Raw genomic sequence first — 12009 nt, 5'->3', positions numbered from 1 at the left:
CGTCACAACTCCCTTTCGCCGCAGAGCACGGACAAAGCCTCGCCGAAACCGGAGACGAGCCTTTCCACATCGGCTTCGCTCGTCGTTGGTGCGACGAGCGTCATGTTGTGGAACGGCGTCACGAGCACATTGCGGTTCAGCAGGAAAAGATGGATCGCGCGCTCGACGGCATGGTCGATGGCGGCGGCGGCCTCGGCGCCGTTTTCGAGCGGTCGCGGGGAGAAGACGAGTTCGGCGCGGGCGCCGATCTGCGTCACCGTCCAGGGGAGGCGGCGTCGCGCAAGCTCGCCGCGAAGCCCATCCGCAATGCGCTCGGCGAGCCGCGTCATATGCGCGTAAGCCTCGGCCGTCATCACCTCGGCGAGGCAGGCCCGCATGGCGGCGAGCGCCAGCATGTTGCCGGAAAGCGTGGTGCCGATGCCGGAATAGCCCGGCGCCTTCGTGTCGAGCACGCGCTGCATCTCGCCTTCCACGCGCGCCGTGAAACCGAAGACGGCGGCTGGAAGGCCGCCCGCGACCGGCTTTCCTAGAACGAAGAAATCGGGGTCGAGGTCATGGGCGCGGGTGAAGCCGCCCGGCCCGGTCGAGATGGTATGCGTCTCATCGAGGCAGACGAGCGCGCCGTGGCGGCGGGCGGCGGCAAGGAGCCCCTCGATGAAGCCGGGCTTCGGCAGCACCATGGCGGTGTTGGTGAGCGCGGGCTCGGTGAGCACGAGCGCGATGTCGCCAGCCGCAAGCAGCCTCTCCACCGCATCGAGATCGTTGAAGGGCGCGGCGACGCTCGTCGCGGCGATGTCCTGCACCTGACCGAGCAGGCTCGGCTTCACCTTCGTGACGCCGCCCTCGAGCTTGACGAAGGCATCCTCGACCTGGCCGTGATAGCAGCCGTCGAAGACGAGAACCTTGCGCCGGCCGGTGATGGCGCGCGCCCAGCGCACGACCGCGCGGTTCGCATCGCTCGCGGTCGCCGTCACCTGCCAGAAGGGGAGCCCGAAGCGCGCAGAGAGAAGCCCGCCCACCTCGGCGGTGAGATCGGAGGGGAGCATCGCTGTCAGCCCCCGCGCCGCCTGTTCGGCGATCGCCTTCGCCACGGGCGCGGGCGAATGGCCGAACATGGCGCCCGTGTCGCCGAGGCAGAAATCGGCATAGCTGTGGCCATCGACATCGATGACGGTCGAGCCGCGCGCCTCGCGCACGAAGAGCGGGAAAGGCGTCTCCCAATCGAGCATCCAGTGGAGCGGCACGCCGCCCGGAAAATGCTTTCCCGCCTCTTCCGCCAGGCGGCGGGAGACGGGATGCCGCGCCGCGAAATCCGCGCGCTCGGCTGCACTCATGGCTTCGGCCCGTTGCCTGATTTCCGGCGAAATGGGCATGTGTGGGTCTCCGCAGGGGGGAATGACCGACGTTTGTAACCCGGCCCGCCATCGGCCGCATAGGGGGCGCAGCGCGGCGGTGTCGGCGGGAGGGCGGGTCAGTAGGAGGGCGGCGTCATGATCCAGAGGACGCGCGTATCGACCTTGCCGGGATTATGACAACGATGGGGGCCGGAGCGGCGAAAGGTGAAGCTGTCGCCTTCCGACAGGACGAAGTGCTGGCCCTCGACCCAAAGCTCGAGCGTTCCTTCCAGAACGAGGCCCGCCTCCTCGCCCTTGCGGATGCGATCCTCCTCGCCCGTCCAGCTACCGGGCCTGAAGGTCGTCATGATGAGTTCGAGCTGGCCCGACAGGTTGGGTGAAAGCAGTTCCTCGTGAACCCCGGTATCGCCAAACGTCAGCGAGCGGCGATTGCCGCGCCTGACGATGAAGCCCCGCTCCTCTTCCGGCGCCTCGCTGCCGCCATGAAAGAACCAGCTCACCTGAACGCCGAGCGCGTCGGCGATCTTCTGCAGGGTCGGGATCGAGACGGACGAGATATTCCGCTCCACCTGGCTGAGATAGCCGACCGAACGCCCGATCCGCTGGGCGAGCTCCACGATGGTGCAGTCCCGCACCTTGCGAAGCTCGCGGATCTGGTCGCCGATCCGCGGGGCGCCGGATGGCGAGGGCTCGGGGCCCGGCTGTGGTTTTTTCGGCTCAGACACGCGATCTCGAATGAAAATCGTTTCATGTGCGTGAAAATACAGTTGCACATTTTCACGACGAGGTATAGTCGTCGCGCCGAAAAACAGGGCGGGAGCCAGAAATGTGGTCTTTCGGCATGGTCGAACTGGCGGCCTGCATGGCCGTTGTGTTCGTGGCGGGCATCGTTCGGGGCTGGTCGGGCTTCGCCTTCGCCATCGTTTCCGGCGCGGGCCTCACCCTGCTCCTGCCGCCGCAGGTCTTCGTGCCGGTCGTCCTCGTGATCGAACTGGCGCTCGGGCTCCAACTCGTTCCAAGGGAACTCAAGAACACCGCCTGGCCGGTCATCAGCCCCATGGTCGTCAGCGCGACGGCGGGCACCGTCATCGGGATCATCATGCTTCAGAGCCTGCCGGTGCTACTCTGCAAGATGCTGCTCGGCGCGGCCATTCTGGGATCGACGCTCACCATGCTCGCCGCGCCGCAGCTCACGCTCGGGCCCGCGCGATGGATGCCGCTTGCCGCGGGCAGCCTATCGGGCTTCATGAACGGGGCCTTCGCCATGGGAGGCCCGCCCGCAGTGCTGTTTCTCTCCGCGCGGCTTCCCGATGCGCCGAGATTGCGCGGGTCGATCATCCTCTATTTCTTCGTGATCGACATTCTCGCGCTCGGCTATCTCGGAGCGACGGGCGGGCTCGGCTCGCACATACTCCTTCAGTCGGCGATCCTGCTGCCCGCATCGCTGCTGGGCGTCGAGGTCGGAAAGCGCGTCTATGAGCGCGTCGCGCCGGAGCGTTTCCGCCCCACATTGCTTACGGGCCTTGCGGTCATCGGGTTCATCCTCACGGCGAGCGCGGCGAGGCAGCTCATCGGCTAATCGCATTCCCCGGCCCCGCTAGGGATCGGAGATCCTTCCTGAAATATTGCGCCGTCCACGGATGACAGGAAACGAAAAGGGCCGGAAGATTTCTCTTCCGGCCCTTTTGCGCTCGGGGGTCAGTTCTGCTTCGTGAAGACGCCGATGCCGTTGATCGCCGCCGCGCCGGAGCCGAAGCCATAGGTGACGCCCATCAGCGGGGCATTGACGCCGTAGCCCTGGGCATCGATCGATGCGCTGCAGCCCGACGCGCAGATGCTCGCGCCTGCTGTCGCCGTCACCGGGGCGGTGCCGATGAACTGCGCGATATTGTTCATCGAGATGGTGGAGCTTGCCACATCCGTCGTGCCGCCCGATGTCTTGATGTTGTAGTCCGCATCGCCCGGCATCGAGACGGTGAGATCGAGGCCGAGCTTGGAGCTGTAGCCGTTCCAGCCCACGGCCAGGGAGCCCGTCAGCGTGCCCGGCGCCGAGCGGCCATCCTTGAAGGTCGGCGAGGTCGCGCCCGCGAGCTCATAGGTTGCCGTTCCATTGGCGGGCACGCTCGCGGTCGGCGCGACACTCGTGACCATATAGTGAAGGCTGCGATTGCCCTCGACATTGGCGCCGGAATTGGTGCCGGTTCCGCCCGACGTTCCGCCCGTCCAGCGGCCCCACATCGCATCGGCGTTCTGACCGAGATCGGCCATGCCGGCGGTACCGATATTGGCGTTGGCGTATTTGACGAGCGCGCCGCTCGCCTCGAAGCCCAATGCCACATTGGAGAAGCCCGTGCCGCTACCCGTCGGCCCGATATACATGCCGTTGTAATTGCCGTTCGAGTAGGGCGACGAGAGAGCGCCCGGCGTGACGGAGGTCGGGCTCACGCCCGTCGTCGTGAAAGCGGCCCCGCCAACAATGTAGGTGTCGTTCGCGCCGGACTGCCACACCTTGTAGGTGATGGCGGCCGAGCTTCCCCCCTCGCCCGCCAGCATGCCGCCGATCGAGATGAAGCAGGTCGAGCTTGTCGCCGGGCAGGCGCGTCCGCCCGCTTCGAGCGTCGATGTGTTGCTGCGCGTGATCTGGCCGACGACATTGCTCGCCGAGGCGGCGGTCACGACGGTGAAGGGCGACAGCGAAAGATTGTCGAGCCCGCCTTCCGTCACATAGCTGTAGGTGCGGTCGCCCGGCATGTCGATGGCGATATCGAAGCCGACTTTGGGCGAGGCGCCGCCGAAGCCGACCGCCATGCTGCCGCTGAACGTTCCCGGCGCCGAGCCGCCATCGAAGAATGTCGGCGCGGTGTAGGCGGCGAGCGTGTAGGTCGCCTTGCCGTAAACCGGGATATTCGTCAGAGGCGCGCCGATCGCATAGTGAATGGACTGGAGGTTGGGGAAGAGATCGCCGCTCTGCTGATAGGTGCCATAGACGAGGTAACCCGTCATCTTGCCACCATTGAACCGGCCGATGGTCACGTCCTCATTGCCCCACAGATCGGCCACGGCATTGGTGCCGCGCGAGCCGGTATCGCCGCCCGAATAGACAGTGTCCACCGTTTCGAGAGCGCCGTTTGCGTCGAGGCCTACCGTGCCGGCAACGGCGAAGCCACCATCGAGCGTCACCGTGTAGGGCCCCGCGCCGAGTGGCGCGGTGATCGCGCCGCTGGAGACGCCCGACGAGTTGTCGCCGCCGCCCGTCACACCGTCACCCTTGAAATAGGCCGCGCCGTAAATCGCGTGATCGGCGGGTCCGCCCGTGTCGCCGATCTGATAGGAGAGGCCGATGCCTTCCGCATTGTCGCCTGCAAGGAAACCGCGAACGGAAGCCGCGCACTGGCCGGCCTGCTGGCAGGCGCGGCCGCCATCGGCCATGGCGAACTGGCCATAGAAGACCGGACCCAGATCGTCCCAGTTCGCCTTTGCGAGTTGCACTTCAGACGAAGCGACATTCGTCGTGCCGCCCGTCGTCCGCAGGATGTAGATGTGGTCGTCCGGCATGTCGACCGCGAGATCGAGACCGATGCGCGTCACAAGGCCGAAGCTGACCGCAATATCGCCGGTCAGCGTTCCAGGCGCGCCATTGCCATCGCCGAAGGTCGGCTTCGTCGCGGCCTCGAGCGAATAGGTCGCCGTACCGCTCGTGATGGGCGTCACCGTCCCGATGCCGATGGCGTAGTGGAAGCCTTGCTGGCCGCCATATTTGAAGGCAGGCGCGGCGTAGTATTGCCCTGCCGTCGTGCCGCCGTTCCAGCGACCGACGGTGACGAGCTCGTCGCCGGCAAGTTCGGCCGTCAGATTGGTTCCGCGCTCGGGCTTTTCTTCCGTGAGCCACTCATATTTGTCGAGCTCGCCATCGGTGAATTCGGCTGATGCGCCGCTGCGGACATCGAGGCCGATATCGTTCGACGCATAGGCGACCGCATAGGGACCGCTGCCAAGCTCCGCCGATACGGAGCCTGACGACACGCCGGGCGTCAGATCGACATGACCGTCGCCATTGTCGCCGCCGCCATTGTCGCCGCCGTCGTCACCGCCGCCGTTATCACCGCCTCGACCATCGTCGCCACCACCACCAATGGCGCCGATCTCCTCTAGCGTGGCGAGGAGGACCGGCGGCGCGCTCTCGCCATCGCCGCGCGTATCCGCGGGCGAATAGTCGAAGCCTCCGGCCCCATCGCCCCGCGCATATCGCGGCGCTTCTGTCGCGGGAGGCGTGAAGGTGCCCGATATGCCGTCGCTCGATGCGACATAGCCCTCGCCCGCATTGAATGCGCGCGTCTCGCCGCCCGATGCGACCGTCACCGCGCCCGCATTGACGCGGCCATCGAGACCGCCGCCCGCGGAAGCGAAGGCGGAATAGGCGCCCGCGCTGCTCGAAATGGTCACGCCATCGCGCGACACCGAGATGGGCGTGCCCTTGCTGTCGACGCGGATCGAGCCCGAGACGAGCTCGAAGGCGACGCTTCCGCCATCCTCCACGATACGGAAGCTCGATCCTTCAGGCAGCGTGATCGTGCTGCCATCGGCAAGCTGCAATTGCAGCAGCGGGCCGGTGACGGCAATGACCGCCCCCGGCGCAAGCTCCGCGCTTCCTCCCGGCTCGCCATTGATCGTGATGCCGTCACCGCCGAAGAGGACGGGCACGGCATGCGCCGGAACCAGAGGGAGCGCGACCGCCATGCTCGTCGTCAGCAGAAGGCGGTTGAAAAACCTGCCCATGGAATTTCTGTTCATGTTGCAGCCCACCCTTAGAAGTCGACACTGATCGAGACTGAAGAGACGACGCGGTCGTAGTCGTAGAGAACGATGTTGCTGTCGGTATTGGTGTAAGCGACCTCCGCGCCGAGGGTCAGGCCCGGCCCGATCGCGTAGCGCGCGCCGACCGCCGTATCGACACGCACGGTCGAACGCTTCTCGAGAAACAGCGGCTCGGGGTCCTTGTAGTTGTCGGCCTCGATCGCGGCGCTCGCATAGCCCGTCAGGCTCTCCGTCAGCGCAAGCTCGCCACCGATGCGGGCACCAATGAATTCATAGGTCAGATTGTCGAACCTGCTGTCCGTGGTCCTTTCGAGGCCGCCATAGATGCCGGCGAACAGATAGGGCTTCAGCGAGCCGCCGAATTGCTGGCCGATCGTCGCGCCCGCCATGTAGCGGTTCGCGTTCTGCGCCTCGTTGTCCGGGTAGTGAAGATATGAATAGAGGAGATAGAGGCCGAAATCGGTCTGCGAACTCGTTCTGTAGGTCCACTGACCGAGGCCGCCGATCGCATGGCGATAGACCTCATCGTCGATCCAGAAGGACTGAAGCTGCGCCGTCAGCGAGAAGGTGCCGTGATCCGGCGTCACCTGCGCATAGCCGAGGTTCAGGCCCACAATCGCCTGGTTGAACTCGTCATGGTCGGCATTGCGGCGCATGGAGGCGGTGAGATCGGCGATGAGCCGCTTGTCGATGGCGAGGCCATGCGTCAGCGTCGTGCGGCCCATCAGCTCCGCGAAGCCGTCATCCTGCGCCTGCGCGTTCGGCGACAGGTTGCCAAAGCCGAGACCGGCGAAAGCCGGAATGAGAATGCGCGAATCGTCGGTCGAATTGTTGACGTTGGTGTCGTAGCCGAAGCTGAGCTTGACCGTGCCTGCGATCTCGGTGCCGCCGCCGGAAAGCCCCGTATCGAGCGCCGCCACATAGCGGTCCACGACTTCACGAACCGCCGGAGGAACCTCGGCTCCGCTCACCGTCGCAAGCTCGCGGCGCGCAGCCTCGGGCTCGTTGAGCACAATATAGGCACGGCCGAGTTCCGCCCGCGCCTGCAGGTGATCCGGCCGGACGGCGAGCACGCGCTCGAAGGCCGCCACGGCGTCGCTCGCATGTCCCGCATCGATGGCGGCGATGCCAAGCGCATAGTCGAAGTCCGGATCGCCGGCGCGCGCCCGCTCCTGCTGCTTGAGTTCGGCGTAACTTTCTGCCGGATCGCTTCCGTCGCTGGCCCATGAAGGCCCGCTCCACAGTGCCACAGCCATTACGCTGCCCATCGCAATGCCCAGCCAAAGCCTCATACGACATCCCCCTGAACGCGCTGCCTCCGCCGTTCCGCAAGACCTCCACACATGGCCGTTGCGGGGTTCGTTCCCCGGAGGCGAACCGAAAGAATTCGAGCACTTTTGGTTCAGATCGGGCGCCGGCAACATCCCCCGAACGAGGGGTGTCGGGATCGCGTCCACCGGCGGGGGCGGCCTTGCACGGGCTCACGACGCAGGGCCGGGCAGCGGGAATTACCCGCTGCCGCATGGCTGATTTTGTGCAACAGCGGCAAGGTTCAGGGAGGCGAGGCGCGCATCCATTGGCCGAAAAAGTTGCCATTGCCGCGCATTGGGGCCAGCTTCAGCACATCCGACCCATCGAGGAGACCGGCAATGACCAGCACCCCCTATACGCCTCCCAAAGTCTGGACATGGGACCAGAACAAGGATGGCGGCCGCTTCGCCAAGATCAACAGGCCCATTTCCGGCGCGACGCATGAGAAAGCGCTGCCGGTCGGCAAGCATCCGCTCCAGCTCTACTCCCTTGCGACGCCGAACGGCGTGAAGGTGACGGTGATGCTGGAGGAGCTGCTGGAGGCGGGCCATAGCGGCGCCGAATACGACGCCTGGCTCATCAACATCAATGAGGGCGACCAGTTCGGCTCGGGCTTCGTCGAGGTCAATCCGAATTCCAAGATCCCGGCGCTCCTCGATCGCAGCACGACGCCGCACACGCGCGTTTTCGAGAGCGGCGCGATCCTGCTCTATCTCGCCGAGAAATTCGGCAATGCCTTCCTGCCCAGGGACCCGGCGAAACGGGCTGAGTGTTATTCGTGGCTCTTCTGGCAGATGGGCTCGGCGCCCTATCTCGGCGGCGGCTTCGGGCACTTCTATGCCTATGCGCCAATGAAGTTCGAATATGCGATCGACCGCTTCACGATGGAGGTGAAGCGCCAGCTCGACGTTCTCGACCGGCGGCTTGCCGAGAGCGAGTACATTGCGGGCGATGCCTACACCATCGCCGACATCGCGATCTGGCCCTGGTATGGCTCGCTTGCGAAGGGGCTGCTCTATGAAGCGGGCGAGTTCCTGAGCGTGAAGGACTACAAGCATGTCAACCGCTGGACCGACCAGATCGCGGAGCGCCCCGCGGTGAAGCGCGGGCGCATGGTCAATCGCGTCTGGGGCGATCCGGCAAGCCAGCTTGCCGAGCGGCACGATGCGAGCGACTTCGACAAGGCCGCCACGGCGGGCGCAAAGTAGCCGCCGGAATTCGCCGCGCCGGAGCGGCATGCGCATTCCGCGTCGTGATGATATCAGGTCCGGACCATCAACATCGCCCGCGCCGCCATGCGCGGGCGATTTCGTTCCCGCTGCGCGCCGCGATCCGCCCCTTGACAGTGGTTTTCATTTCGATAATAGTCGAATAATGGAAATGATGGACGCCATAGCCGCTCTTGCGGCGCTCGCCCAGGAAACGCGGCTTTCGATCTTTCGCACCCTCGTGCGCGCCCATGCGCCTACGGGAGACGGCGGCGGGCTCCCCGCAGGCGAGATTGCGGAAGCGCTGGACGTGCCGCCCGCGACCCTTTCCTTCCATCTGAAGGAACTGGCGCGCGCCGGCCTCGTCACATCGCGGCGCCAGGGGCGTTCGATCGTCTACAGGGCCGATCTTTCGGCCATGCGCGATCTCACCGATTTTCTGCTCAAGGATTGCTGTCAGGGCGCATGCGGGGTCGTCGGGACGCCCGCTCGCCAACGCAAAGCGGAGTGTGTGCGATGAAGAGACTGCATGTAAGCTTCGGGGTCGCCGACCTCGAGAAATCCGTCGCCTTCTATTCGACACTTTTCGGCGAGGAGCCGACGGTGCGCCGTCCGGGCTATGCCAAATGGATGCTCGAGGACCCGCGCGTCAATTTCGTCGTCGAGACGATTTCAGGCGACCGGGGTTTCGGCCATGCCGGAATTCAGGTCGACAATGCCGACGAACTCGAACCGATTTTCGATCGCCTGAAAGAGGCCGAAGCGCCCTATCTGCCGGAAGGCGTGACGACCTGCTGCTATGCGAAGTCGGAAAAGAGCTGGACGGCCGATCCCGACGGCGTGCGCTGGGAAGCCTTCTTCACTCACCACGTCATGGAAGAATTCGGAACCGGGCCCGAACTCGAGACGATCGCGACGGAGACAGCCTCTGCCTGCTGCATCCCGGAGCCGAAGGCCGAAGCCGAAAGCAAAAAAACCGCCTGCTGCGGCTGAACCAAATGCCGATCCTCGACACGCCCGATGCCTGGATAGGGCCGGAGATCCAGTTCGACGAGAACTGGATCTACCGGCTTTCCCCGGAGGACATCGCCGAGCTTCGCGCGGCCCTCCTCAAGGCACGCGCGCGCGAACCGGACTTCCATCGCTGGAGCCGCGAGGACTTCCCGCTACCGACGCTCGCAATCCGCATAGGCGGCTGGCTCGCGGAACTCGACCGCGGACGGGGCTTCCTTCTCATCAAGGGCTTTCCCGTCGGTGAGCATACGAAGGAAGACTGCGCCGCCGTCTATTGGGGGATCGGCCTCCATATGGGCCGCGCCATCTCGCAGAATACGGATGGCGATCTCATCGGCCATATTCGCGACACGGGCGCCGACCCGAAGCAATATGGCGTGCGCCTCTACAAGACGCGCGCCGAACAGGATTTTCACACGGACGGCGCCGACATCATCGGCCTGTTCTGCCTGAGGCCGGCGAAATCGGGCGGCGTCAGCCGCATCGTGAGTTCGGTCGCGATCTACAACGAAATGCTGACCCGCAGGCCGGATTTGGTGCCGGTGCTTTTCGAGCCCTTCCCGTTCGACACGCAAGGTCAGCACAGGCCGGGCGCGAAGCCTTGGTTCGAGATTTCGATCTGCCACCTCATCGACGGCCGGCTGAGGACGTTCTTCATTCCCTGGTACATTCGCGAAAGCCAGCAGCATGAGGAAACGCCGCGCCTGACGCAGGCGCAGAAGAAAGCCATCGCCTTCATCGAAGAGACGGCGAACGATCCCCGCTTCTATCTCGACATGAATTTCGAGCCGGGCGACATGCAGTTCCTGAAGAACGCATCGGTGCTCCACAAGCGTACCGCATATGAGGACTGGCCGGAGCCCGATCTCAAGCGGCACCTGCTCCGGCTGTGGCTCGTCGAGCCGAACTTCAGCGCGGGCGAGGAAAGCCTGCGCGCAGGCATCGCGCGCAATGCCGATACCGCCGCCGCGCATACCCAACTGGAAAAACGGCAGTGAGTCTCAAGCCGAGTTACAACATACTCTTCCTCTGCACCGGCAACTCCGCGCGAAGCATTCTCGCGGAGGTCTATATGAATGCGCGCGGCGGAGGACGCTTTCGCGCCTTCAGCGCCGGAAGCCAGCCGACGGGCAGGGTCAATCCCCACGCCATCGAGACGCTGCGCGCGGCCGGCCTCCCGGTCGAGAATCTTCGCTCCAAGTCCTGGGACGAATTCGCCGCCCCCGGCGCCCCGCGGATGGATTTCATCATCACGGTTTGCGACAACGCCGCAGGCGAGGTTTGCCCCGTGTGGCCGGGCCATCCGGCGTCGGCGCATTGGCCGTTCGAGGACCCCGCCGCCGCCACGGGCAGCGAGGAAGCGATCCGGCGCAAATTCGCCGAGGTCTTCGCCGCGATAAGGCAGCACATCGACCTGCTTGCGGACCTGCCGCCCGGCAACCTCGACGGGCAGGCGCTCAGGAAAAAGCTCGCCGAGATCGGAGAGGCGGGGAGCCCGGCGTGACCACATCGCCCACCTCAAGGCTAGCCGCCGAGGCCCTGGGCACATGCCTTCTCGTCGCGACGGTCGTCGGGTCGGGGATCATGGCCGAGCGGCTCGCCGGTGGAAACGCGGCTGTCGCGCTCCTCGGCAACACGCTTGCGACCTCGGCCATGCTCTTCGTTCTCATCGAGATTTTCGGGCCCGTCTCGGGCGCGCATTTCAATCCGGCGGTAACGCTCGTCTTCTTCATCCGGCGCGAAATCGGCGCGGCGCTTGCCGCTCTTTATGTCGCCGTTCAATTCCTGGCGGCAGCGTCCGGTACCGTGCTCGCGCATCTCATGTTCGAGGTTCCGCTTCTGGAGGCGTCGCAGCATGCGCGGGCGGGCTTCGGCCAGTCGGCCGGAGAATTCGTCGCGACATTCGCCCTCGTGATGGCGATTCTCGGCGCGCTTGCGAAGGCACCATCGAGGCTTGCATCCATCGTCGCGCTGACGATTGCGGGCGGCTACTGGTTCACTTCATCGACGAGCTTCGCCAACCCGGCCGTCGCGCTCGCGCGTTCGCTGACGGACAGTTTCTCGGGTATCCGCATCGCGGATGTGCCCGCCTTCATCGCGGCCGAAATTGCGGGCGCGCTTTGCGCGGCGCTTCTCGCGCGCTGGCTCTTCACGGAGGCGCCTTCGGGCGACAAGCTGCAAGCCGCCGCGGCACTCGATCGCGCCGCAGGCTCGAGGGAATAGCGCAACCTGCCCCGACCCGGCGTCCAACGCACCGTCCAACTTGCCGACGCATCGCGGCCATCATCCGGATGCGATGACCGCCG

11 protein-coding genes are annotated in these 12009 nt (G+C 65.3%); 7 read left to right on the top strand and 4 right to left on the bottom strand.

Translation table 11 applies throughout. From position 1 onward, the window contains the following. Positions 1 to 2: 2 nt before the first annotated feature. Together WBG82_RS05385 and WBG82_RS05380 are read right to left on the bottom strand one after the other, a co-directional pair. Positions 3 to 1373, bottom strand: a complete 1371-nt coding sequence (locus WBG82_RS05385) for an aspartate aminotransferase family protein (RefSeq protein ID WP_424422304.1) — start codon at positions 1371 to 1373, stop codon at positions 3 to 5. A 98-nt stretch (positions 1374 to 1471) separates the two neighbouring features. Then, entirely contained in the window at positions 1472 to 2080 is a 609-nt protein-coding gene (locus tag WBG82_RS05380; RefSeq protein WP_424422302.1) for a helix-turn-helix domain-containing protein, read from the bottom strand. A 101-nt stretch (positions 2081 to 2181) separates the two neighbouring features. Between WBG82_RS05380 and WBG82_RS05375 the strand changes: the two genes are divergently transcribed. Beyond that, positions 2182 to 2934, top strand: a complete 753-nt coding sequence (locus WBG82_RS05375; RefSeq protein WP_424422299.1) for a TSUP family transporter — start codon at positions 2182 to 2184, stop codon at positions 2932 to 2934. A 119-nt stretch (positions 2935 to 3053) separates the two neighbouring features. On the opposite strand, the gene WBG82_RS05370 is transcribed toward WBG82_RS05375, so the two are convergent. Together WBG82_RS05370 and WBG82_RS05365 are read right to left on the bottom strand one after the other, a co-directional pair. Then, on the bottom strand, positions 3054 to 6131 hold the full coding sequence (locus WBG82_RS05370; RefSeq protein WP_424422296.1) for a hypothetical protein: 3078 nt from the start codon (positions 6129 to 6131) through the stop codon (positions 3054 to 3056). A 29-nt stretch (positions 6132 to 6160) separates the two neighbouring features. After that, positions 6161 to 7426: a surface lipoprotein assembly modifier gene (locus WBG82_RS05365; RefSeq protein ID WP_424422294.1), complete on the bottom strand. Its 1266-nt coding sequence runs from the start codon at positions 7424 to 7426 to the stop codon at positions 6161 to 6163. Between the two features lie 393 nt (positions 7427 to 7819). On the opposite strand from WBG82_RS05365, the gene yghU reads away from it, so the two are divergent. The 6 genes from yghU to WBG82_RS05335 all read left to right on the top strand — a co-directional run bounded on the left by yghU (position 7820) and on the right by WBG82_RS05335 (position 11926). Next, positions 7820 to 8689, top strand: a complete 870-nt coding sequence (yghU, locus tag WBG82_RS05360) for a glutathione-dependent disulfide-bond oxidoreductase (RefSeq protein WP_424422292.1) — start codon at positions 7820 to 7822, stop codon at positions 8687 to 8689. A gap of 166 nt (positions 8690 to 8855) precedes the next feature. After that, a complete protein-coding gene (locus WBG82_RS05355; RefSeq protein WP_424422289.1) occupies positions 8856 to 9209 on the top strand; it encodes an ArsR/SmtB family transcription factor in 354 nt (117 codons plus the stop codon). Then, the gene (locus WBG82_RS05350) at positions 9206 to 9682 is read left to right on the top strand and encodes an ArsI/CadI family heavy metal resistance metalloenzyme (protein ID WP_424422286.1); all 477 of its coding nucleotides are present in this window, start codon (positions 9206 to 9208) and stop codon (positions 9680 to 9682) included. Before WBG82_RS05355 ends, WBG82_RS05350 begins: the two co-directional genes overlap by 4 nt. 5 nt (positions 9683 to 9687) lie before the next feature. After that, positions 9688 to 10701: a TauD/TfdA family dioxygenase gene (locus WBG82_RS05345; protein WP_424422284.1), complete on the top strand. Its 1014-nt coding sequence runs from the start codon at positions 9688 to 9690 to the stop codon at positions 10699 to 10701. Further along, positions 10698 to 11207 (top strand): arsenate reductase ArsC, encoded by a 510-nt coding sequence (locus WBG82_RS05340; RefSeq protein ID WP_424422281.1) that lies wholly within the window; start codon positions 10698 to 10700, stop codon positions 11205 to 11207. The genes WBG82_RS05345 and WBG82_RS05340 overlap by 4 nt, the downstream gene beginning before the upstream one ends. Beyond that, the gene (locus tag WBG82_RS05335; protein ID WP_424422278.1) at positions 11204 to 11926 is read left to right on the top strand and encodes an aquaporin; all 723 of its coding nucleotides are present in this window, start codon (positions 11204 to 11206) and stop codon (positions 11924 to 11926) included. The genes WBG82_RS05340 and WBG82_RS05335 overlap by 4 nt, the downstream gene beginning before the upstream one ends. Positions 11927 to 12009 lie beyond the last annotated feature (83 nt).

Source organism: Parvibaculum sp., assembly GCF_049671045.1.
Lineage (GTDB): Bacteria > Pseudomonadota > Alphaproteobacteria > Parvibaculales > Parvibaculaceae > Parvibaculum.
This window is presented reverse-complemented; position numbering and strand designations above follow the sequence as displayed.

Excerpts from the sequence above, each read along its gene's own strand:
- WBG82_RS05385 (WP_424422304.1), bottom strand. The coding sequence starts at position 1,373 with ATGCCCATTTCGCCGGAAATCAGGCAACGGGCCGAAGCCATGAGTGCA.
- WBG82_RS05375 (WP_424422299.1), top strand. The coding sequence starts at position 2,182 with ATGTGGTCTTTCGGCATGGTCGAACTGGCGGCCTGCATGGCCGTTGTG.
- WBG82_RS05370 (WP_424422296.1), bottom strand. The coding sequence starts at position 6,131 with ATGGGCAGGTTTTTCAACCGCCTTCTGCTGACGACGAGCATGGCGGTC.
- WBG82_RS05365 (WP_424422294.1), bottom strand. The coding sequence starts at position 7,426 with ATGGCTGTGGCACTGTGGAGCGGGCCTTCATGGGCCAGCGACGGAAGC.
- yghU (WP_424422292.1), top strand. The coding sequence starts at position 7,820 with ATGACCAGCACCCCCTATACGCCTCCCAAAGTCTGGACATGGGACCAG.
- WBG82_RS05355 (WP_424422289.1), top strand. The coding sequence starts at position 8,856 with ATGGAAATGATGGACGCCATAGCCGCTCTTGCGGCGCTCGCCCAGGAA.
- WBG82_RS05350 (WP_424422286.1), top strand. The coding sequence starts at position 9,206 with ATGAAGAGACTGCATGTAAGCTTCGGGGTCGCCGACCTCGAGAAATCC.
- WBG82_RS05345 (WP_424422284.1), top strand. The coding sequence starts at position 9,688 with ATGCCGATCCTCGACACGCCCGATGCCTGGATAGGGCCGGAGATCCAG.